Raw genomic sequence first — 20,147 nt, forward strand, 5'->3', positions numbered from 1 at the left:
GAGATGTCTTCGATGACTGCTACATCCGCAACCTCACTGCCGGCCGAACAGGCCGCTCGCCAGCGCTGGATCGGCGTCCTGGCGCACAGCCAGCGCGACGAACTGCAAGCCCACGAAGCCGCCCTGCGCGACGCCGAATACCAGCTGATCCGCGCCCCGGAAATCGGCATGGCCCTGGTCCGTGGCCGCATGGGTGGCAGCGGTGCGCCGTTCAACCTCGGCGAAATGAGCGTGACCCGTTGCGTGGTGCGCCTGGCCGACGGTCGCACCGGCTACAGCTACCTGGCCGGGCGCGACAAGGCCCACGCCGAACTGGCCGCCTTGGCCGACGCTCACCTGCAGGGCGCCCAGCAAGCGCACTGGCTCAACGAATTGATCGAACCGCTGGCGCGCAATCAGGCCCTGCGCCGGGCCCAACAACAAGCCGAAACCGCCGCGACCAAAGTGGAGTTCTTCACGCTGGTCAGAGGAGAAAACTGATGAGCACGACTCTCGTATCCGCATCCTTGTTGCAGCCTGCCTTCGCCGACCCGGTGCTGGACTCACAGCGCAGTTTCCGCGCCGCCCTCAAGGCCCTGGCCGGCCCCGGTGTTGCCCAGAGCCTGTCGTCGGCGCAGACCCCGCCGCACCTGCAAGGCCTGGCCTCGGCGGCCCACGCCCTGTGCCTGGCGCTGCTGGACATCGACACCCCGGTGTGGCTCGCCCCGGCGTTCGACACCCAGGCGATTCGCGCCAACCTGACCTTTCACTGCGGCTGCCCGATTGTCAGCGACCGGCAGAACGCCCGTTTCGCCTTGCTCGATGACAGCCAGTTGCATGACCTCAGCGGCTTCGATCTGGGCAACGACCGCTACCCCGATCAGTCCTGCACGCTGCTGGTCCAGCTGCCGAGCCTGCAAGGTGGCCGGCAACTGGCCTGGCGCGGCCCCGGCATCGAAAGCCAGAACCACGTCAGCCTGCCGCTGCAGGAGGCGTTCTGGGACGAGCGCGAATCGCGCAACGACTTTCCACGCGGCATCGACGTGTTCTTTGTCGCCGGCAGCGAACTGATCGGGCTGCCGCGCAGCACCCAGGTCGCCTACAAGGGAGGTGTCTGATGTACGTTGCCGTCAAGGGTGGCGAACAGGCCATCGACAACGCTCACAAGCTGCTGGCGAAGAAACGTCGGGGCGATACCTCGGTGGCCGAACTCGACGTCGAGCAGATCCGTCAGCAATTGCCGCTGGCAGTCGCCCGGGTCATGACCGAAGGCTCGCTGTACGACGAACAGCTGGCCGCGCTGGCGATCAAGCAGGCGGCCGGTGATCTGGTCGAAGCGATCTTCCTGCTGCGCGCCTACCGCACCACGCTGCCGCGTTTCAGCGCCAGCCTGCCGGTCGACACCCAGGCCATGCAGCTCAGCCGCCGGCTGTCGGCGACCTTCAAGGACGTGCCCGGTGGCCAGTTGCTCGGCCCGACGTTTGACTACACCCACCGCCTGCTGGATTTCACCCTGCTGGCCGAAGGCGAGTTTCCGGGGCCGCAGGGCAACCCTGAAGCCGCCGTCGAAGCCTGCCCCCGTGTCCTCGGCTTGCTGGCAAAAGAAGGCTTGATCAAGGAAGAAGCCGACATCGGCGCGCCGGTCGCCGACATCACCCGCGAGCCGCTGGAGTACCCGGCCAGCCGTGCCGAACGCCTGCAGGCGCTGGCCCGTGGCGACGAAGGTTTCCTGCTGGCGCTGGGTTATTCGACCCAGCGCGGTTATGGCCGCAACCACCCGTTCGCCGGGGAAATCCGCGTCGGCAACGTCGAGGTGTGGATCGAGCCGGAAGAGCTGGGTTTCCCGATTGCCATCGGCGCCATCGAAGTCACCGAATGCGAAATGGTCAACCAGTTCGTCGGTTCCGCCACCGAGCTGCCGCAGTTCACCCGCGGCTACGGCCTGGCGTTCGGCCACGCCGAGCGCAAGGCCATGGGCATGGCGCTGGTCGACCGTTCGCTGCGTGCCGACGAGTACGCCGAAGAGATCACTTCGCCGGCGCAGCAGGAAGAATTCGTCCTGGCCCACTGCGACAACGTCGAAGCCTCGGGCTTTGTCTCGCACCTGAAACTGCCGCACTACGTCGACTTCCAGGCCGAACTGGAACTGATCCGCAAACTGCGCAAGCCCTCCAAGGAGCAGGCCCAATGAATGCCGCACTGCAACCTCGCCCAGCCCGGGATGAGGCGTACAACTTTGCCTATCTGGACGAACAGACCAAACGCATGATCCGTCGCGGCCTGCTCAAGGCGGTGGCGATTCCCGGTTATCAGGTGCCTTTCGGCGGCCGTGAAATGCCACTGCCGTATGGCTGGGGCACTGGCGGCATGCAACTGACCGCGGCGATTCTCGGGGCCGAAGATGTGCTCAAGGTCATTGACCAGGGCGCCGACGACACCACCAACGCGGTGTCGATCCGCCGTTTCTTCGCCCGCACTGCCGGCGTCGAAACTACCGAGCGCACCCCCGACGCGACCATCATCCAGACCCGTCACCGGATCCCGGAAACGCCGCTGCATGCGGACCAGATCATGGTCTTTCAGGTGCCGATTCCCGAGCCGCTGCGCTTCATCGAGCCGTCGGAAACCGAAACCCGCACCATGCACGCGCTCAACGACTACGGGGTGATGCACGTCAAGCTGTACGAAGACATCGCCACTTTCGGCCACATCGCAACGGCCTACGCCTACCCGGTGACGGTGGACGAGCGCTACGTGATGGACCCGTCGCCGATCCCCAAATTCGACAACCCGAAACTGGACATGAGCCCGGCGCTGATGCTGTTCGGCGCCGGTCGCGAAAAACGCCTGTATGCGGTGCCGCCGTACACCCGCGTGACCAGCCTGGATTTCGAGGATCACCCCTTCGAAGTGCAGAAATGGGAACACAACTGCGCCATCTGCGGCAGCCACGACTCGTTCCTCGACGAGCTGATTCTCGACGATCAGGGCACTCAGAGCTTTGTCTGCTCGGACACCGATTACTGCGCACAACGGGTCAACGAGGGGAGGGACGGGCAATGAACGCTGCTTTCAAAGCGCAACCGGAAACCGCCAGCGACCGCAGCCAGCCGCTGCTCAAGGTCAACGGCCTGAGCAAGCTGTACGGCCCGGAAAAGGGCTGTCAGGACGTCAGTTTCGAGCTGTACCCCGGTGAAGTGCTGGGCATCGTCGGCGAGTCCGGCTCGGGCAAGTCGACCCTGCTGTCGCTGCTCAGCGGCCGTTGCCCGCCGGACAGCGGCGTCATCGATTATCGCGGCAAGGACGGCCACTGGCTCGACTTGTACAGCGCCAGTGAAGCCGAGCGCCGCACCCTGTTGCGCACCGAGTGGGGTTTCGTCGAACAGAACCCCCGCGACGGTCTGCGCATGGCGGTGTCGGCCGGCGCCAACATCGGCGAGCGGCTGATGGCCCAGGGCATGCGCAACTACAGCCAGCTGCGTGCGGCCGGTCTGGACTGGCTGAGCCAGGTGGAAATCGATCCGGCGCGTATCGATGACCTGCCACGGACCTTTTCCGGCGGCATGCAACAGCGTCTGCAGATCGCCCGCAATCTGGTGTCCGGTCCGCGTCTGGTGTTCATGGACGAGCCCACCGGTGGCCTCGACGTGTCGGTGCAGGCGCGCCTGCTCGACCTGATGCGCGGCCTGGTCCGCGAGCTGGACCTGGCGGTGGTGATCGTCACCCACGACCTGGCCGTGGCCCGTCTGCTGGCCGACCGCCTGATGGTCATGCGCCGTTCCCGCGTGGTGGAAAGCGGCTTGACCGACCAGATCCTCGACGACCCGCAGCATCCGTATTCGCAGCTGCTGGTGTCCTCGGTCTTGCAGCCCTGATCCGACTTTGAAGCTGACTTTCTGGAGTGGCTTGATGAACACGCTGATCGAGGTCCGTGACCTCTCGAAAACCTTCACCCTGCATCAGCAGAACGGGGTGGTGCTGAATGTGCTGCGCGGCCTGAACTTCTCGGTGCGCGGCGGCGAGTGTCTGGTGCTGCACGGACATTCCGGCGCAGGCAAGAGCACCTTGCTGCGCACCCTGTACGGCAACTACCTGCCGGCGGGCGGCAGCATTCGCGTCCAGCATCAGGGCGACTGGCTGGAAATGGTCGGCGCCGTGCCGCGCGATGTGCTGGCGGTGCGTCAGCAGACCCTGGGCTACGTCAGCCAGTTTCTGCGGGTGATTCCCCGTGTCTCGACCCTGGACGTGGTGATGGAGCCGGCGCTGGCCCGTGGCTGGAGCCGCGACGATGCCCAGGCCCGTGCCGAACACCTGCTGAGCCGTCTGAACATTCCGCAACGCCTGTGGCAACTGGCGCCGGGCACCTTCTCCGGCGGTGAGCAACAGCGCGTCAACATCGCCCGCGGCTTCATGGTGCCGTGGCCGGTGATGCTGCTCGACGAACCCACCGCATCGCTGGACGACAGCAACCGCCAGGTGGTGCTGGAACTGATCAACGAAGCGAAACAGGCCGGTGCCGCCCTGATCGGCATCTTCCACGACCGTCTGGCCCGTGAAGCGGTCGCCGACCGCATGCTGGACATGACCCCGCAAGCCCAGAACGACAAGCACCTGACCGCCAAGGAGTTGCAGCAATGCTGAACGAACAGATCCTGACCAATGCCCGCGTCGTCACCGCCGATCAGGTCTTCACCGGCACCGTGGTCCTGCGCGACGGCCTGATCAGTGACGTGCAACGCGGCGTCAGCTACCTGCCGCAGGCGCAGAATCTGGATGGCGATTATCTGCTGCCGGGGCTGGTCGAGTTGCACACCGATAACCTGGAAAAACACCTCAGTCCGCGTCCGGGTGTGGACTGGCCGTCGGCGTCGGCGGTGATGAGCCATGACGCGCAGATCATTGCCGCCGGGATCACCACGGTGTTCGACGCGCTGTCCATCGGCGACGTCAACCCCAAGGGCAAGCGCATGCAGCAACTGCCGGGCATGGTCGAAGCCATCGCCAAGGCCAATGCCGCCGACATGACCCGTGCCGAGCACCGCCTGCACTTGCGCTGCGAAGTCTGCCACCCGGACACCCTCAGCGTTTTCCGCGACCTGGTGGAACAACCGCTGGTGCAACTGGTGTCGACCATGGACCACTCGCCGGGCCAGCGTCAGTTCGCCCTGGAGTCCAAGTACCGCGAGTACTACATGGGCAAATACCACCTGAGCACCGAGCAAATGGACGAGTTCATCGTTGAACAGGTGGCCAACTCGAAGATCTACAGCGACCGCTACCGCCGCGCCATCGTCGACATCTGCCTGGAGCGCGGTCTGTCGGTGGCCAGCCACGACGACGCTACCGTCGCCCACGTCGAGGAATCGGCGGGCTACGGCATGACCATCGCCGAGTTCCCGACCACCCTGGAAGCGGCGCAGGCCTGCCGCCGTCTGGGCATGAGCGTGCTGATGGGTGCGCCGAACATCGTCCGTGGCGGTTCGCACTCTGGCAACATCGCGGCGGCCAGTCTGGCGAAAGAAGGGCTACTGGATATCCTCTCCAGCGATTATTATCCCGCCAGTCTGCTGCAGGCGGCGTTCACTCTGGGTGAACAGCTTGAACAGGAACGCGCGCAGCGAGACGATAACTCACAGACGACGGGCGCGGGCCTGGCCCGGGCGCTGACCACCGTGAGCCTGGCGCCGGCGCGTTCGGCGGGGCTGCATGACCGTGGCGAGATCCGCGTCGGCCTGCGCGGCGACCTGATCCACGCCCGTGCCGTGGGCACGTTGCCGGTCATCCAACAGGTCTGGCGACAAGCGAAGAGGGTGTTTTGATGGCAGGCAGGTTGATCTATCTCATCGGACCTTCCGGTTCGGGCAAGGACAGCCTGCTGGATGCTGCGCGCGAGCCTCTGGCCGCGCGTGGCGTGCGTATCGTGCGGCGGGTCATCACCCGCTCGGCCGAGGCGGTGGGCGAGGCGGCGCAGGCGGTCAGCGTCGAGCGCTTCAATGAAATGCAGGCTCAGGGCGCGTTTGCCCTGAGCTGGTCGGCCAACGGCCTGCATTACGGCATTCCGCAAGAGATCGACCTGTGGCTCGCGGACGGGCATGACGTGCTGATCAACGGGTCGCGCGGCCATCTGGCCCAGGCCCGGGCACGTTATCCCGATCTGCTGGTGGTGTTGCTCGATGTCGAGCAGGTGGTGTTGCGTCGGCGCCTGCTGGCGCGCAACCGGGAAACCTCCGGCGAGATCGAGGCGCGGCTGGCGCGCAATGCCCAGTTCGCCAACGACCTGCTGGCCGATCATCCCTCGGCAATGCTGCTGGACAACTCCGGTGCGCTGGAGCAAACCGTCAGCCGCCTGTTGCAACGCATCGACCGGGAGCACGCATGCGCCTGACCTTGTTGGGGACGGGTGATGCGCGGCAGGTGCCGGTTTACGGTTGTCAGTGTCAGGCGTGTGCAGCGGCCCACGCCGACCCACGCCTGCGCCGACGACCGTGCTGCGCCCTGGTGGAACTGGGCGATCAGCGCTGGTTGATCGACAGCGGCCTGCCGGACCTCACCGAACGCTTCCCGCCGCACAGCCTCAGCGGCATTCTGCAGACCCACTACCACGCTGACCACGCCCAGGGCCTGTTGCACCTGCGCTGGGGGCAGGGGCTGGTGATTCCGGTGCACGGCCCGGCGGATCCAGAAGGGCTGTCGGATTTGTACAAGCACCCGGGGATTCTCGATTTCAGCCAGCCGTTTGCCGCCTTTGAAAGCCGTGCGCTGGGGGAGCTGATGGTCACCGCCTTGCCGCTGCTGCATTCAAAGTTGACGTTGGGTTATCTGCTGGAAGGTGGAGGACGGCGGGTGGCGTACCTCACCGATACCGTTGGCCTGCCGCAAGACACCACGGAGTATTTGCAAAAGCGGGGGCTGGATCTGTTGGTCCTCGACTGCTCCATGCCGCCGCAACCGCAGGTGCCACGCAACCATAACGACCTCAACCTGGCGTTGCAGATCATCGAGCAGCTGCAACCGGGGCGGGCAGTGCTGACCCATGTCGGCCATACCCTCGATGGGTGGTTGATCGAACATGTCGGGGAGTTGCCGGAGCATGTGTCGGTAGCACGGGACGGGATGGTGGTTTGACGCGCTGTAACACGTGTAGGGGTGCGCTTGTTCTGGGCCGCATCCACATATCGCATTGTGTCAGTCGCCGCATTCTTCACAGGCAAACCGCCTTCGCGAGCAGAGCTCCCTCCCACGGGGCGCGCCGTTAATATCACTTGCGGCTGGCTGCGATCCTGTAGGAGCCGGCTTGCTGGCGAAAGCGTCGGGTCAGTGACATGGAGGGTGATTGACCCTACCGATTCGCCAGCAAGCCGGCTCCTACGGCCTGCGGCCAGAATCAACAGCAGCCGGCATTCACCGATCCGTAGCAGTCCGGCTTGCCGGCGGTGGCGATTTCAAGGTCCTCACCGCCGGCAAGCCGGACTGCTACAGGTTGTGATGTCTGCTCAAAACCCGGTAGACACCACCAAACCTGTGGGAGGGAGCCCTGCTCGCGAAAGCGGCGGTTCAGTCAACACAAGACTGTCTGGACCGACGCCTTCGCGACCCTCGTAAACTCGGATCCCTCCCACGGCCTGCGGCCAGAATCAACGGCAGCCGGACTGCTACAGAGATTAGGCTGGCACACCGCAAAACAAAGTGGGAGGGAGCTCTGCTCGCGATTGCAGAGTGTCAGTCGCCACATAGGTTATAGATCCACCGCTATCGCGAGCAGAGCTCTCTCCCACAGGTACAGCCTTAGCGTTTCGCCATATTGGCGTTGGCCGAAGCTGCCTGCGGCCAACCCCCACCTAACGCGCGGAAGGTCGATACCGCCGCCCGGGCATCATTGGCATGCAGTTGCGCCAGTTGATCTCGCGATACCAGCAGCTGACGGTCCTCGTCCAGCACTTCCACCAGGCTCACCGCACCGCCTTTGTAGGCATCCTGCGCGGCATCGCGGGCGGTCTGGTGGGCGGCGACTTCGTCGTTCACGGTCTGACGCTGCTGCTCCAACTCCACCAGGGTCACGATGGCGTTCTCGACGTCTTCGGTGGCTTTCAACATCACTTGGCGATATTCAGCCAGGGCTTCGGCGTTGGCGCCTTTGGCCTGGGCGACTTCAGCATCGACACGGCCAAAGTCGAACAGCCGCCAGTGCAGGCCGAGGATGGCTTGCGGCTGGAACGCTGCCGAAGTAAACAATTGCCCGCTGTGGGCGGTGTCGAAACCGAGCAGGCCGGACAGCGACACTTTCGGGTAGTACTCGGAGATCGCCGCACCGATCCGCGCATTGGACGCCGCCAGCTTGCGTTCGGCGGCAATCACGTCAGGGCGACGGCGCAGCAGGCTGGCCGGGCCTTCGGAATCGCTGATGGTCGGCACGCTGTATTGCTGCGGGCTGTCCGTGAGTTCCTTGGCATAGGTGCCGGGCTGCGCGCCCATCAACACGTCGAGGCGGTTGAGCTGGGTCGCCAGTTCAGTGCGCAGTGGCGGCAGGGTGGCGCGGGCCTGCAGCACCAGCGCTTCGGCCTGGGCCTGTTCGCGATTGGTGGACAGGCCGCTGCCCATCCGGTCCTTGATCAAATCCAGCAGGTTGTTCTGGGTGTCGACCTGTTCCTGCGCGACCTTGAGCCGCTGCTGCGCGCCACGGATGCGGAAATAGGCATCCGCCGCTTCGGCGGCCACGGAAATCCGCACGCCGACATGGCTGGCTTCGGCGGCCTGGGCTTCGTCGACGGCCGCTTCTTCGCCGCGCTTCAGGCCACCGGCCAGGTCGGCTTCCCAACTGGCACCGACGCCGAGGGTTTCCAGGGTCTGGTTGCGGTCATAGCCGGGGAACGCGCTGCCGATCTGGCCTTGTGCGCTTTCCGTGGACTGCCGTTGACGCACGGCCTTGCCGTCCAGCGAACCCTGCGGCAAGCGTATCGCACCGGCCTGTTGCGCCACGGCGCGGGCCTGTTCGACACGGGCGAAAGACTTCGCCAGATCGAGGTTTTGCTCCAGCACGCGCTGGATGATGCGGTTCAGTTCGGCGTCATTGAAACCGGTCCACCAGCTGTCCAGCGCCGGCGCCGGGGTGTCGCCGACGCGCTGCTGCAACAGGGTCTGGTTGTGGTAGTCGGCGGTCAGGGTGTTGGTCGGCTGCTGGTAGTCGGGGCCGACGGTACAGCCTGCCAATGCCACGAACAGCGCGCTGAGCGCGAAAAGGCCGGTGCGTTTGAAACGAGTCGCCAGGGTGGTCATGGGGCTGTCCTCGAAACGGGGTGCTGAAAGTGAGAGAAAAAGGTTCATGGCGGATCAATGCGCGTCGGCGGACGGCGCGGCAGGCGGTGCGACCTTGCGCATCAGCGGCACCATGGCCACGGCGACGATGAAGCAGACCATGATCGCCAGAAAGGCATCGGAATAGGTCTGGGTCTGCGCTTCGCGGTAGGTCAGTAGCCACAGCTGATGCAGCGCCGAACTGCTGGCGTCGGCGGCGTTCTGACCGAGGCTTGCGAAGTTGCCGGTGACGGTGGCGAGCCAGTTGTTCATGGCTTCGTTGCTGTAGTTCAGGTGCTCGGCCAGGTGGGTGAAATGCAGGTTGGTGCGGTCGTTGAGGATCGTCGCACAGGCGGCAATACCGATGGCACCACCGAGGTTGCGCATCAGGTTGAACAGTCCCGAGGCCTGCTTGAGCCGCGACGGGTGCAGGCCGCCGAGGGTCAGGGTCACGGTCGGAGGCACCGCCATCTGCTGGGCGAAACCGCGAATGGCTTGCGGCAGCAATAGTTCGTGACCGCCCCAATCGTGGGTGATCGGCGAGAAGTCCCACATCGACAGGGCGAACAGCGCCAGGCCGAACATCATGATCCAGCGCAGATCGACGCGGTTGGCGAGAAAGCCATAGACCGGAATCGCCGCCATTTGGAACACGCCGGTGGAGAAGATCGCTTCACCGATGTCCAGTGCGCTGTAGCCACGGACCCGGCCGAGAAACAGCGGAGTCAGGTAAATGGTGGCGAACAGGCCGATACCGGTGACGAAGGAGAAGAAACAACCGAGGGCAAAGTTGCGGTCGCTGAGGGCGCGCAGGTCGACCACCGGGTTTTTCACCATCAACGTGCGGGTGATGAAGGCGACGGCGGACAGGCCGGAAATCCACGCGGTGGTGAGGATGGTCTGGTCGCTGAACCAGTTCCAGCGCGGGCCTTCCTCCAGGGTGTATTCCAGGCAGCCGAGGAACAGCGCGAGGAAGACCATGCTGATGTAGTCGGCGCCCTTGAGCAGCTTGAGGTCCATCGAGTCGATGTTGACCAGGATCGGCACGGCGATGGCGACGAAAATACCGGGCACCAGGTTGATGTAGAACAGCCAGTGCCACGACGACACGTCGGTGATCCAGCCGCCGATGACCGGGCCCAGGGTCGGTGCCAGCGAGGCGATGGCGCCGATGGTCGAGGCGGCGATGACCCGCTGTTTGCCGCCGAAGAACATGAACGCCGAGGTGAACACCATCGGGATCATCGAGCCGCCGAGAAAACCCTGCAGCGCGCGGAAGGCGATCATGCTCTGGATGTTCCAGGCCAGACCACAGAGCAGGCTGGCGAGGGTGAAGCCCACGGCCGAGGCACAGAACAGCCAGCGGGTGGAGAACACCCGGGCCAGCCAGCCGGACAGCGGGATGACCACGATCTCGGCGATCAGGTAACTGGTCTGCACCCAAGCGGTTTCGTCGGAGCCAGCCGACAGGCCACCGCCGATGTCGCGCAGCGACGCGGAGACGATCTGGATGTCCAGCAGCGCGATGAACATCCCCAGACACATGCTGGCGAAGGCGAAGACCTTGGCAGCGGTGGCCATGGACGCGGCGTCTACCAGCCCCTTGGGTCTGGCCGCCGGTGCGGCGGCATGGGCGGTGGCGGCGCTCATTGCGCGTTCTTCCCGTCAGCGGCGCTGGCGACGTGGTGGGTTTGATCGTTGCGCTGAGCGTCGCGGCCCTTGGTGTCGACTTCGGCGATCACCGACAGGCCCGGACGCAGCTTGCCGAGGTTGCCGTCTTCGCCATCCAGGTAGACCCGCACCGGTACGCGCTGGACGATCTTGGTGAAGTTACCGGTGGCGTTTTCCGGCGGCAGCACGCTGAACTGCGAGCCGGTGGCCGGCGCCAGGCTGTCCAGATGCCCGTGGAACACCTGGCCCGGCAGCACGTCGGCTTCGATGGTCACCGGTTGGCCCGGTTGCATGTGGGTCAACTGGTCTTCCTTGAAGTTGGCGTCGACCCACAGGCCCTTGGCCGGCACCACGGAGATCAGTTGCGTACCGGCTGCGGCGTAGGCACCGACACGGGCGCGGCGGTTGCCGATCACGCCATCGACCGGCGCGCGCAGTTCGGTGTAGCCGACGTTGAGGCGGGCCATGTCGCGTTCGGCCTTGGCCTGGATCAGCGCAGCACGCGCCTGTTGTTTCTGGGTCGCGATCACGTCCAGCTGTCGTTGCGCGGCCTGCATCGACGCCTGGGCCTTGGCGCTGTTGGCCTGCGCGGTCTTGTAGGTGGCGTCGGCGCGCTGGAAGCTTTCCACCGACACCGCCGAGCGGCTGGACAGGGTCTGATAACGCACTTGATCGTCACGGGAACGTACGGTTTCCGCGTTGGCGGCATCGATGCCGGCCTTGTTCTGGCTGACCACCGCGTGTTGCAACTGCTCGGTGGCATCGAGGTTAGCCAGCAGCGCTTCTTCCGCGGCTACGGCGCCTTCGGCCTTGTTCAGCGCGGCGACGTAATCGCGGTCGTCGATCTTCACCAACAGGTCACCGGCGTGGACGAACTGGTTGTCGACCACCTTGAGTTCAGTGATGTAGCCGGGGACTTTCGGCCCGATCACGGTCACGTCGCCACCGACATAGGCGTCATCGGTGGATTCCAGAAAACGGCCGGTGCTCCACCAGTGCATGCCGAACAACACGGCGCCGATGACAGCGGCACTGCCCAGCGACAACAGGACCAGGCGCTTGCCCCGAGCAGGTTTGGCCGCAGCGGTAGTGGCAGCGGGCTCGGTGACGGTTTGTGGTTGGTTCATCGCGGATTACCTGTGGGTCTGCAGTGGCTGGGAAGGTGTCTGGGTGCTGCGATACGCCTCGCGGCGCGCGCGGCCGGCTTCGACGCGCCAGGCCGACAGGCTGTTGGCCGGACCGATGTAGCGCAGGCTGTGTTCGTGCAGGTTGATGCGTTTGCCGGTGTTGCCGTCGCTCAGGGTCAGGTCGACCGGCTGATTGCTGGCCTCGTCGAACAGCTGGATCTTTATGCCGTTGGGCGAGAAGTGCTTGTTGCCGAACTTCATCAGAGTCAGCACCACCGGACGGAAATCACGACCGCGCTCGGTGAGCAGGTAGTCGTAGCGCGGCGGCTTGTCGGTGTAGGCGCGACGTTCGACCAGGCCGGACTCGATCAGGCCGTTGAGGCGGCGGGTCAGGGTGCTCGGCGCGATGCCCAGGCTTTTCTCGAATTCGTCGAAGCGGCTCAGGCCATAGGCCAGGTCGCGCAGGATCAGGATGTTCCACCAGTCGCCCACGTGTTCAAGGCTCAGGGCAATCGGGCAGGGCATGTCGGCGAAGCTTTTCTTCTTCATGACCAGGCTCTCGGAAGCAGGTTGGCGCGTAAATGATGGGTGTAATTTAAAACTGTGACTTTCATTATGCAAGTCACTATTTTTATAAAAGTGATGAGTGGTGTTGAACCCGGCGCGTTGCGTCATCCGGGGAGAGGAGCGCTACACTGCCGAATTCCTGACTGGAGATTGCCCATGACAAGCGAGCCTTACGTCGCCGAAACCCTGACCCGCGCCGAGGTCGATGCCTTGAGCGGCGCCAGCGTCATCGAGTTCGGCACCAACTGGTGCGGCCACTGCAACGCCGCGCAGCCGCTGATTGGCGAAGTGCACGCCGAATACCCGCAGGTCCGTCGACTGAAAGTCAAAGACGGCAGCGGGCGGCGGCTGGGCCGTTCATTCGGGGTGAAATTGTGGCCGACGCTGGTGTTCATGCGCGACGGCCAGGAAGTGGCGCGGCTGGTACGGCCGACCAAGGTCAGTTACATCGAAGAGGCGTTCGAGGTGCTGGCGCAGCAGGGGTGAGGGCCGAATAACGGATCTGGACAGGTTTATTGTGGGAGCGGGCTTGCCCGCGAAAGCGTAGTGTCAGACGAAAACGATACATCTGACCCGATTCATTCGCGGGCAAGCCCGCTCCCACAATGAATGGGTTTCATTGATCGTTCAGCGGCGCAGATACGCCGCAAAATCGATATCCCCGGCACTCAGAATCGCCTGCACCCGGTTGTGCACGTTGAGCTTGCGCAGGATCGCCGACACATGGGCCTTCACCGTGGTTTCAGCAATCGCCAGGCTGAACGCGATCTGCTTGTTGGAGTCGCCCTTGGTCATGCGTTCGAGCACCAGCAGCTGTTTGCGGGTCAGCGCCTGCAACAGCTCGGGGGCGAACGACGGGGTGTTGCTGCCACTGCGGCGGCTGGTGGTTTTCTGGCTGCGGATGATGTCCGACGGCAAATAGACATTGCCGTTGAGAATCTGCTCGATGGCCTCGGTCATCTGCTTGCGCGGCGACGATTTGGTGATGAAACCCACCGCGCCGTAGGTGATGGCCTGTAACACCACCTGCTTGTCCTGCTCGGCGGAAACGATCACCACTGGAATGGTCGGCGCTTCGTTGCGCAGGTTCATCAGGCCGTTGAGGCCGTGCATGCCGGGCATGTTCAGGTCGAGCAGGATCAGGTCCAGATCGTCGTTGTCCCGGGTCAGGGCCAGAGCGCTGTCCAGATCCTCGGTTTCCATGACATCGCTGCCGGGAAAGCCGTCGCTGATGACGTTGTGAATGGCCTCGCGAAACAGCGGGTGATCGTCGGCGATGAGAATCTTGTACATGGTTTTTCACCTTTCTTATTGTCGGTGCCGTTCAGCGCAGCGGTTCGGGTTGGGCGGTTTCCACGGGCAGACCGGCGGCGAGCCAGGCGTCGAGGCCGTCACGGTACCAATACAGCTGACTGTAGCCCAGTGCGCTGGCGCGTTTGATCGCGTTCCAGCTCAACCAGCAATCTGAGCGGCAGTAGAAGACCAGCGGCCTGTCCTGATGACCGTCGCTGAGGCGGCGCAGGTTGAGGGTCAGGTACTCCATCCATTGCGGCGCCAGTTCGCCGTCGCCGGTGTTGGCCAGCCAGTGGCTGCCGGGCAGATTGGCGTGGGGCTCGTCTTCGATGAAGCGGCCTTGCAGCCATTGGCGGCGATAGACGTCGATCAGCAGCGGTTTTTGCGGTTGTTCGAGCAGGGCTTGCAGTTGAGCGGTGTCGATGATGTGCGCGCCGCTGACCTGTTCCGGCGTCGGGCTGCGGTAGAGGCTGATGCGATAGCCGTCGGCATTGAACAGCGGCGTGTCCGCAGGGGCGGCGGCCTGCGCCGGGCTCAGCAACACACAGCCGAGCAGACCGAGAAACAACAAGGCACGGGGCATGACGGGGATTCCTTTCTTCTTGTACCGCCATTACAAGGCAGACCTGCTGCTTTGTGAATGCGACCAATAGAGCGGAAAACCAGTACTAAAGTCGTAATTTCACCGCAATCCCTTGTAGGAGCGTGGCTTGTCCCGCGACCGGCGGGGAACCCGTCGTAAACCCTGCCCACGCGGTATACCTGACACGGCCAATGCGCATGGTTTTACGACGGGTTCCCCGCCGGTCGCAGGGCAAGCCAGCTCCTACAAGGGGGATTGCATTTCCACTGTCTGTCACCCATCACTGTGGGAGCTTCCATTTCGTCCGGTCGCTTACCTTTGTAGGAGCACACCTGGCCGGGTGATCGTTACTGATCATGCCCCCTTGCGCACCGCCGCATGCTGCGGGTTGAAGGTCAGCACCGCCAGCCAGGCGAACACCAGGGTCAGCGCCGCGCACACCGCCAGCGCCATTGGATTGAAGCGTTCGTACAAGGCAAAACGCACCAGCTCCACCGCGTGGCTGAACGGGTTGACCGCGCACAGCCAGTACAGCCATTCGCTGGCCTCGCGCATCTTCCACAGCGGGTACAGCGCCGACGACATGAAAAACAGCGGGAAGATCACGAAATTCATCACCCCGGCGAAGTTCTCCAGCTGGCGGATCGCGTTGGACAGCAGCAGCCCCAGCGCACTGAGCATCAGCGCCACCAGCAGCAACGCCGGCAAAGCAATCAGCAAGCCAGGCGCTGGCGGCTGCACGCCATACACCCAGGCCACGGCGAGAAATGCATACACCTGCAACAGCGAAATCAGCGAGGTCGCCAGCAGCTTGCTGACCAGCAGAAACGTCCGTGGCAGCGGGCTGGTCAGGAGCACGCGCATGCTGCCCATCTCACGGTCGTAGACCATCGACAGCGAACCCTGCATGCCGTTGAACAGCAGGATCATGCAGGCCAGGCCCGGGATGATGTACACCTCGTAGGGAATGTAGGTGTCGTACGGCTCGATGATCGCGATGCCCAGCGCCGCGCGAAAACCGGCAGCGAACACCAGCAGCCACAACAACGGCCGCACCAGCGCGCTGAGAAAACGCGTGCGCTGCAGGACGAAACGCAGCCATTCGCGCAATACGATGCCGCTGAAACACTGCCAGTAAGCGTTCATCGTGCAGCCGCTCCCGAGGTGGTCAAACGGCTGAAAGCGGCGTCGAGCCCACCGCCGTGTTCGGCGCTGACCGCCGCAGCCTCGCCACGGGCGACCAGACGGCCCTGATGCAGAATCAACAGGTCATCGTCGCTGTGGACCTCGTCGAGCAAATGGGTGGTCCACAACACGCTGATGCCCTGATCGCGACACAGACTGCGCACATGCCGGTTCAGCGCCTGGCGGCTGGCCGGATCGAGACCGACACTGGCTTCGTCGAGCAGCAACAGGCGCGGACGATGGAGCAGGGCGCGGGCAATTTCCACCCGCCGTCGATGGCCACCATTGAGTTCACGAACTCGCTCGCGCCGTCGCTCGGCGAGATCCTGGCGGGCCAGTTCCTGTTCCACGCGCTCGCCGGCGTCACGCCGCGAAAGACCGTGCAGCGCGGCGTGGTAGCGCAGGTTCTGCTCCACGCTCAAATCCAGATCCAGCGTGCTTTGCTGAAACACCACGCCCATCTGCCGCAGCGCAGGGCGTGGCGACTGGCGCAGCGAACAGCCGCCGATGTGGATCTGACCTTTTTGCAGGTCGTACAGCCGGGTCAGCAGGGCGATCAGGGTGGATTTACCGGCGCCGTTAGGCCCGAGCAACGCCGCAAAACGTCCCGCCTCCAGGCTGAACGACACCTGGCGCAGCGCCTCGCGGGCGCCATAGGCAAAGCTCAGTTCGTCGACCTGCAGCGCGTTCATGGCGCCACCGCCACGCCCCACGGATAGCGGCCGACCTTGACCGATTTCAGCACCTTGCGGCTGGCGACATCGATCACCGACACGTCACCGCTGACGCCGTTGGTGGCGAGCAACTGGCTCTGATCCGGGGTGAACGCCAGCTGCCACACGCGCCGGCCGACCAGCAGGTAATCGATCACTTCCAGAGTTTTCACGTCGATCACCGCCACATGGTTGGCCGGGCCGAGGGCGACGAACGCATATCGGCCGTCATCGGTGATCTTGATGCCCACCGGCTGCACCTTGTCCGGGTGTACGCCCTTGATGGCGAATTTCAGCGTCTTGAGGATCTGTCGGTTGTTCACATCGAGCACGCTCACCGTGCCGCCGATTTCTGCCGACGCCCACAGCTGCGTGCCGTCCTTGCTGAACTCGACGAAGCGCGGGCGCTGATCGACCAGGGTGTTGTCGACCAGCTTCTGCGTGGCGGTGTCGATCCAGTGCAACATGTTGGTGGTTTCGCTGGTGTTGACCGCCCACTTGCCGTCGGGGCTGACCGCCATGCCTTCCGGCTCGACGCCGACATCGACCTGAGCCAGCACCTTGGACGAATCAGTGTCGATCACCGTGACCAGCGAATCGTCCTCGTTGGAGACGTACAACCAGCGGTCGTTGGGGTGCAGGGCGAACTGCTCGGGGTCCTTGCCGGACGGCAACTCCTTGATGATCTTGCGCGTGGCGACGTCCATCACCTGCACCCGGTCCGAATCGCTGGCGCAGATGTACAGCAGCTTGTGGTCGTGGGACAGCAACAGCCCGCGCGGGCGCATGCCGACCTTCAGGGTGTCGGTGACCTGTAGCGTGTCCATGTCGATCAGGCTGAGGGTGTTGTCCTTCTCGTTGGATACGAACGCGGTAGCGGCCAAGCTCGGGCCGGTAGCCGCAAGCAGGGCGGTGGCGATCAGGCTGGCAGAGAAAAGTGAGCGGCGCATGGTGGGATCCTTGTTATTGAAGTTGTCGGGGCGGGTGCGCGGGTCAGAAGGTGCAACTGACCTCCGGTTTGTCGTATCCGAGGCTGTCCAGCTCGGTGCCGGGATGCAGAAAGCCGTCCTGCGGCGAGGTGCTCACCAGCGCCCGTGGCTGCACCAGCGGAATCGGTTGGCGCAGCTCGCCGTTCCACGGCCGGTAGCTGAGTTTGCTGCCCTTGAAGCCGTCCAGCGGCAGAGTCTCGCTCAGTTCCAGTTCGCGGATCTGCATGGCGTCGGTGCCGCGCAGGCGGGTCACGGCGCTGGCGACGCTGCGCACGGCCATCCACGCGGCGAAATCGCGGTCGTTCATCCAGCGCCCGGCGGCGGCTTCGAAGCGTTTCTGCAACTGTGCCGCGCCGTAGGTTTCCACGGTCTTGTGCCAGCCGGTCGGGGTCAGCCCCTGAGTGCCGGCGACCGGGCGCGGGTACCAGGTCTGGTAGGGCACGTATTCGCCGAAATCGCCGCGTTCGTCTGCCACCAGCACCACGTCGTATTCGGCGGTCTGGGTGAACAGCGGCATGTCGGCCTGGGCGCTGCGGCGCTGGTCGTTGTCGAAGCTCCACGACTTCTCGGCGACGATCTTGTGGCCGAAGCGCTTGGCTGCCCGGCGCAGGGCGGCGGCGTAGGCTTCGTCGTCCGGGGTCTGGCCGACGATCAGCAGCCAGCGCTGCCAGCGCCGCACGGTGAGGTATTGCGCCAGGGCGTCAGCGAGCATGGCCCGACTGGGCAAGGTGTGCAGCACATTGTGCAGACAGGCCGTGGTGCGCAGGCTGTCGTCGGGGCTGCCGGCGTTGAACAGCAGGCTGTCGGGCAGGGCGGCGCTGAGCTGGCGCAGGGTGTCGGCCGGCGCGTTGACCACGAACAGGCGCAGCCCTTGTTCGTGCTGGATTTTCGCCTGTTCCAGCAACGCTTCGGGGCTGTCGGCGCTGGCGCTGGTCAGGATGTAACTGTGCTTGAGAAAGCGCCCGGTGCTGTTGCTGTCGACGATCGCCAGCTCGGCGCCGCGCAGGCCGGCATCCCTGGGTTCGGGAATCACGTTGGACAGGATCGGGCCGGTGTCGGGGATATACGCCAGGTAGCCGATGCGCACTTGCAACGGTTCATCCGCCGCATGGGTCGAAACCGATCCTGCGATCAGCGCAAGGTAAAGCAATCCATGACAAACGAGCTGGCGCATAAGGCACTCCTTACAGAGGCTGCCAGCATAGGAATGCGCGCCGTGGGCGGGAATATGCAGATGGTACGAGGCGGCCAGTACCAAGGTAGTAGGGCGCGGCCACCAAAGCAGCATTCGGTGGCGGGGCGGCGCTTTCTAAGATGGCGACACGGCTTTAGCGTGCACCTTCGAGGACATAACAATGACAACAACCGTGACGTCGCCCGATCTCTCTACCCGCACCGGAAAACGCGCCCTGCTGACCGGCGCGCTCCTGCTTGGCGGCCTGCTGCTCAGCAACCTGGTTCAGGCCCACGGTGACGTGGTGCCCCATGCCGTCGCTACCGACGGCCTTGAACAACTGGGCGGCGAATGGCGTGCGGAAAACCCGTATCGCGACTCGAAAGATCACGACAAGGCGCTGGAAATCGGCAAGTCGGCCTACACCCAGAACTGCGCGGCCTGCCATGGCCTCGAAGCGATCTCCGGCGGCATTGCCCCTGACCTGCGGCATCTGGACGTCGGTGCCAGCGGTGACGAGTGGTTTGTCGAACGGGTGCGCAACGGCGCCGTGCGCGACGGTCGGGTGTACATGCCGAAGATGGCCGATTACCTGAGCCAGGAGGCCTTGTGGGCGGTGCGCACCTATCTGGACAGCGTTCACACCGAGGAGTGAACGCCATGAGGGCGTACATGCGTGCGTTGCTCGTCCTGTGCGGCTGCCTGTGGTGGATGAGCCAGCCTGCGGTCGCACAGATCCGCAACTACGACAGCATCATCGCCGCCGGGGTGATCCGGGTGGCGGTGTACCAGAACTTCGCGCCTTACAGTTTTCAGGTCGACGGTCAGGACAAGGGCGTCGATGTCGACCTGGCGACGGCGCTGGCCAAGGCCCTCGGCGTGCGCCTGGAACTGATGTGGGCGCCGCCCGGCGAAAAGCTCGACGACGACCTGCGTGACTTGATCTGGCGCGGCAGCCAACTGCGCAATCAGCAACTGGCCGACCTGATGATGCGCGTTCCCTACGACAAGGATTTCACCCAGAAGCGCAACGATGTCGGCGAACTGGAAAACGACCACGTGGTGATGTTCGCGCCGTACCAGACCGAGCGCTGGCAGGTGGCGTTCGACAACCGTCGGCTGGACGCCGTGCCCAGCGTGGCGGTGTTCACGGAACATCCGATCGGCGTCGAGATCGACAGCGTACCGTCGTTCTACCTGACCACGATCTTCAACGGCCAGTTCGCCCGCAGCACCCACCACTTTCCGGCGGTGCAGGATGCTTTCGCGGCGATGCACGAGGGCAAGGTCGATGCGGTAATGGCGATGCGCGGCGAGGTCGACTGGCAGTTGCATCAGGCCGCCGATCCGCACTGGACGCTGGCCGAAAACGCCTACCCGAGCATGGGCCGGCAGACCTGGGAAATCGGCATGGCCGTGCATGAGAGCAACCGGCAACTGGCCTATGCCGTGGAAGAGGCACTGGAAAACCTGATCCGCGAGGGCGAAGTGCAGCGCATCTATGCCGCCTATGGCCTGCGCTACGACGTGCCGGAGATGTACCAGTGAAGCGCGTCTGGCTGGCGTTGCTGATCG

The 20,147-nt window shown here is 64.3% G+C and carries 22 protein-coding genes; 12 read left to right on the forward strand and 10 right to left on the reverse strand.

Features of this window, described 5'->3' with window-relative positions:
* Positions 1–12 precede the first annotated feature (12 nt).
* The 9 genes from phnG to phnP are packed head-to-tail and all read left to right on the forward strand — an operon-like array spanning position 13 to position 7,104.
* Entirely contained in the window at positions 13–480 is a 468-nt protein-coding gene (gene phnG / locus ACIPL0_RS15315; RefSeq protein ID WP_400598328.1) for a phosphonate C-P lyase system protein PhnG, read from the forward strand.
* On the forward strand, positions 480–1,097 hold the full coding sequence (gene phnH / locus ACIPL0_RS15320) for a phosphonate C-P lyase system protein PhnH (RefSeq protein WP_400598330.1): 618 nt from the start codon (positions 480–482) through the stop codon (positions 1,095–1,097). The genes phnG and phnH overlap by 1 nt, the downstream gene beginning before the upstream one ends.
* Positions 1,097–2,170: a carbon-phosphorus lyase complex subunit PhnI gene (locus tag ACIPL0_RS15325; RefSeq protein WP_400598331.1), complete on the forward strand. Its 1,074-nt coding sequence runs from the start codon at positions 1,097–1,099 to the stop codon at positions 2,168–2,170. Before phnH ends, ACIPL0_RS15325 begins: the two co-directional genes overlap by 1 nt.
* Positions 2,167–3,042, forward strand: a complete 876-nt coding sequence (locus ACIPL0_RS15330; protein WP_400598333.1) for an alpha-D-ribose 1-methylphosphonate 5-phosphate C-P-lyase PhnJ — start codon at positions 2,167–2,169, stop codon at positions 3,040–3,042. The genes ACIPL0_RS15325 and ACIPL0_RS15330 overlap by 4 nt, the downstream gene beginning before the upstream one ends.
* Positions 3,039–3,854, forward strand: a complete 816-nt coding sequence (gene phnK / locus ACIPL0_RS15335; protein WP_400598335.1) for a phosphonate C-P lyase system protein PhnK — start codon at positions 3,039–3,041, stop codon at positions 3,852–3,854. The genes ACIPL0_RS15330 and phnK overlap by 4 nt, the downstream gene beginning before the upstream one ends.
* Positions 3,855–3,888: 34 nt before the next feature.
* Positions 3,889–4,620 (forward strand): phosphonate C-P lyase system protein PhnL, encoded by a 732-nt coding sequence (gene phnL / locus ACIPL0_RS15340; protein WP_400598336.1) that lies wholly within the window; start codon positions 3,889–3,891, stop codon positions 4,618–4,620.
* The gene (locus ACIPL0_RS15345) at positions 4,614–5,798 is read left to right on the forward strand and encodes an alpha-D-ribose 1-methylphosphonate 5-triphosphate diphosphatase (RefSeq protein WP_400598337.1); all 1,185 of its coding nucleotides are present in this window, start codon (positions 4,614–4,616) and stop codon (positions 5,796–5,798) included. The genes phnL and ACIPL0_RS15345 overlap by 7 nt, the downstream gene beginning before the upstream one ends.
* Positions 5,798–6,364: a phosphonate metabolism protein/1,5-bisphosphokinase (PRPP-forming) PhnN gene (phnN, locus tag ACIPL0_RS15350; protein ID WP_400598338.1), complete on the forward strand. Its 567-nt coding sequence runs from the start codon at positions 5,798–5,800 to the stop codon at positions 6,362–6,364. The genes ACIPL0_RS15345 and phnN overlap by 1 nt, the downstream gene beginning before the upstream one ends.
* Positions 6,355–7,104, forward strand: coding sequence for a phosphonate metabolism protein PhnP (phnP, locus tag ACIPL0_RS15355; protein WP_400598339.1), 750 nt, complete (start codon positions 6,355–6,357; stop codon positions 7,102–7,104). Before phnN ends, phnP begins: the two co-directional genes overlap by 10 nt.
* Positions 7,105–7,764: 660 nt before the next feature.
* Here the strand turns inward: phnP and ACIPL0_RS15360 are convergent.
* The 4 genes from ACIPL0_RS15360 to ACIPL0_RS15375 are packed head-to-tail and all read right to left on the reverse strand — an operon-like array spanning position 7,765 to position 12,617.
* Positions 7,765–9,252, reverse strand: coding sequence for an efflux transporter outer membrane subunit (locus ACIPL0_RS15360; RefSeq protein ID WP_400598341.1), 1,488 nt, complete (start codon positions 9,250–9,252; stop codon positions 7,765–7,767).
* A 54-nt stretch (positions 9,253–9,306) separates the two neighbouring features.
* On the reverse strand, positions 9,307–10,920 hold the full coding sequence (locus tag ACIPL0_RS15365) for a DHA2 family efflux MFS transporter permease subunit (protein ID WP_400731549.1): 1,614 nt from the start codon (positions 10,918–10,920) through the stop codon (positions 9,307–9,309).
* Positions 10,917–12,068, reverse strand: a complete 1,152-nt coding sequence (locus ACIPL0_RS15370) for an HlyD family secretion protein (protein ID WP_400598344.1) — start codon at positions 12,066–12,068, stop codon at positions 10,917–10,919. The genes ACIPL0_RS15365 and ACIPL0_RS15370 overlap by 4 nt, the downstream gene beginning before the upstream one ends.
* Before the next feature lie 6 nt (positions 12,069–12,074).
* On the reverse strand, positions 12,075–12,617 hold the full coding sequence (locus ACIPL0_RS15375; RefSeq protein ID WP_400598345.1) for a winged helix-turn-helix transcriptional regulator: 543 nt from the start codon (positions 12,615–12,617) through the stop codon (positions 12,075–12,077).
* A 174-nt stretch (positions 12,618–12,791) separates the two neighbouring features.
* Between ACIPL0_RS15375 and ACIPL0_RS15380 the strand changes: the two genes are divergently transcribed.
* Positions 12,792–13,121, forward strand: coding sequence for a thioredoxin family protein (locus ACIPL0_RS15380; protein WP_400598346.1), 330 nt, complete (start codon positions 12,792–12,794; stop codon positions 13,119–13,121).
* A gap of 141 nt (positions 13,122–13,262) precedes the next feature.
* Here the strand turns inward: ACIPL0_RS15380 and ACIPL0_RS15385 are convergent, their stop codons facing one another.
* The 6 genes from ACIPL0_RS15385 to ACIPL0_RS15410 all read right to left on the reverse strand — a co-directional run bounded on the left by ACIPL0_RS15385 (position 13,263) and on the right by ACIPL0_RS15410 (position 18,572).
* Positions 13,263–13,928: a response regulator gene (locus tag ACIPL0_RS15385; protein ID WP_400598347.1), complete on the reverse strand. Its 666-nt coding sequence runs from the start codon at positions 13,926–13,928 to the stop codon at positions 13,263–13,265.
* Positions 13,929–13,959: 31 nt separating this feature from the next.
* Complete coding sequence (locus ACIPL0_RS15390) at positions 13,960–14,511, reverse strand: PQQ-dependent catabolism-associated CXXCW motif protein (RefSeq protein WP_400598348.1); 552 nt, start codon at positions 14,509–14,511, stop codon at positions 13,960–13,962.
* Between the two features lie 354 nt (positions 14,512–14,865).
* Positions 14,866–15,657, reverse strand: a complete 792-nt coding sequence (locus tag ACIPL0_RS15395) for an ABC transporter permease (RefSeq protein WP_400598349.1) — start codon at positions 15,655–15,657, stop codon at positions 14,866–14,868.
* Positions 15,654–16,388, reverse strand: coding sequence for an ATP-binding cassette domain-containing protein (locus tag ACIPL0_RS15400; RefSeq protein ID WP_400598350.1), 735 nt, complete (start codon positions 16,386–16,388; stop codon positions 15,654–15,656). The genes ACIPL0_RS15395 and ACIPL0_RS15400 overlap by 4 nt, the downstream gene beginning before the upstream one ends.
* Positions 16,385–17,359 carry a YVTN family beta-propeller repeat protein gene (locus ACIPL0_RS15405; RefSeq protein ID WP_400598351.1) on the reverse strand — a complete coding sequence of 325 codons (975 nt, stop codon included), beginning with the start codon at positions 17,357–17,359 and terminating at the stop codon, positions 16,385–16,387. The genes ACIPL0_RS15400 and ACIPL0_RS15405 overlap by 4 nt, the downstream gene beginning before the upstream one ends.
* Positions 17,360–17,402: 43 nt before the next feature.
* Positions 17,403–18,572, reverse strand: coding sequence for an ABC transporter substrate-binding protein (locus ACIPL0_RS15410; RefSeq protein ID WP_400598352.1), 1,170 nt, complete (start codon positions 18,570–18,572; stop codon positions 17,403–17,405).
* 181 nt (positions 18,573–18,753) lie between these two features.
* Here ACIPL0_RS15410 and pedF point away from each other — a divergent pair, with 181 nt between their 5' ends.
* Positions 18,754–19,227, forward strand: a complete 474-nt coding sequence (gene pedF / locus ACIPL0_RS15415) for a cytochrome c-550 PedF (protein WP_400598353.1) — start codon at positions 18,754–18,756, stop codon at positions 19,225–19,227.
* A gap of 5 nt (positions 19,228–19,232) precedes the next feature.
* A complete protein-coding gene (locus ACIPL0_RS15420; RefSeq protein ID WP_400598354.1) occupies positions 19,233–20,120 on the forward strand; it encodes a substrate-binding periplasmic protein in 888 nt (295 codons plus the stop codon).
* Positions 20,121–20,147: the final 27 nt, after the last annotated feature.

This window comes from Pseudomonas sp. NPDC090208, assembly GCF_044746785.1.
Taxonomy (GTDB): domain Bacteria; phylum Pseudomonadota; class Gammaproteobacteria; order Pseudomonadales; family Pseudomonadaceae; genus Aquipseudomonas.

Coding starts and splice junctions, on each gene's coding strand:
- ACIPL0_RS15380 (WP_400598346.1), top strand. CDS start 12,792: ATGACAAGCGAGCCTTACGTCGCCGAAACCCTGACCCGCGCCGAGGTC.
- ACIPL0_RS15330 (WP_400598333.1), top strand. CDS start 2,167: ATGAATGCCGCACTGCAACCTCGCCCAGCCCGGGATGAGGCGTACAAC.
- pedF (WP_400598353.1), top strand. CDS start 18,754: ATGACAACAACCGTGACGTCGCCCGATCTCTCTACCCGCACCGGAAAA.
- ACIPL0_RS15395 (WP_400598349.1), bottom strand. CDS start 15,657: ATGAACGCTTACTGGCAGTGTTTCAGCGGCATCGTATTGCGCGAATGG.
- ACIPL0_RS15390 (WP_400598348.1), bottom strand. CDS start 14,511: ATGCCCCGTGCCTTGTTGTTTCTCGGTCTGCTCGGCTGTGTGTTGCTG.
- phnP (WP_400598339.1), top strand. CDS start 6,355: ATGCGCCTGACCTTGTTGGGGACGGGTGATGCGCGGCAGGTGCCGGTT.
- ACIPL0_RS15370 (WP_400598344.1), bottom strand. CDS start 12,068: ATGAACCAACCACAAACCGTCACCGAGCCCGCTGCCACTACCGCTGCG.
- ACIPL0_RS15365 (WP_400731549.1), bottom strand. CDS start 10,920: ATGAGCGCCGCCACCGCCCATGCCGCCGCACCGGCGGCCAGACCCAAG.
- ACIPL0_RS15375 (WP_400598345.1), bottom strand. CDS start 12,617: ATGAAGAAGAAAAGCTTCGCCGACATGCCCTGCCCGATTGCCCTGAGC.
- phnG (WP_400598328.1), top strand. CDS start 13: ATGACTGCTACATCCGCAACCTCACTGCCGGCCGAACAGGCCGCTCGC.
- ACIPL0_RS15360 (WP_400598341.1), bottom strand. CDS start 9,252: ATGACCACCCTGGCGACTCGTTTCAAACGCACCGGCCTTTTCGCGCTC.
- ACIPL0_RS15405 (WP_400598351.1), bottom strand. CDS start 17,359: ATGCGCCGCTCACTTTTCTCTGCCAGCCTGATCGCCACCGCCCTGCTT.
- phnK (WP_400598335.1), top strand. CDS start 3,039: ATGAACGCTGCTTTCAAAGCGCAACCGGAAACCGCCAGCGACCGCAGC.
- phnL (WP_400598336.1), top strand. CDS start 3,889: ATGAACACGCTGATCGAGGTCCGTGACCTCTCGAAAACCTTCACCCTG.
- ACIPL0_RS15420 (WP_400598354.1), top strand. CDS start 19,233: ATGAGGGCGTACATGCGTGCGTTGCTCGTCCTGTGCGGCTGCCTGTGG.
- ACIPL0_RS15345 (WP_400598337.1), top strand. CDS start 4,614: ATGCTGAACGAACAGATCCTGACCAATGCCCGCGTCGTCACCGCCGAT.
- ACIPL0_RS15325 (WP_400598331.1), top strand. CDS start 1,097: ATGTACGTTGCCGTCAAGGGTGGCGAACAGGCCATCGACAACGCTCAC.
- ACIPL0_RS15400 (WP_400598350.1), bottom strand. CDS start 16,388: ATGAACGCGCTGCAGGTCGACGAACTGAGCTTTGCCTATGGCGCCCGC.
- phnH (WP_400598330.1), top strand. CDS start 480: ATGAGCACGACTCTCGTATCCGCATCCTTGTTGCAGCCTGCCTTCGCC.
- phnN (WP_400598338.1), top strand. CDS start 5,798: ATGGCAGGCAGGTTGATCTATCTCATCGGACCTTCCGGTTCGGGCAAG.
- ACIPL0_RS15410 (WP_400598352.1), bottom strand. CDS start 18,572: ATGCGCCAGCTCGTTTGTCATGGATTGCTTTACCTTGCGCTGATCGCA.
- ACIPL0_RS15385 (WP_400598347.1), bottom strand. CDS start 13,928: ATGTACAAGATTCTCATCGCCGACGATCACCCGCTGTTTCGCGAGGCC.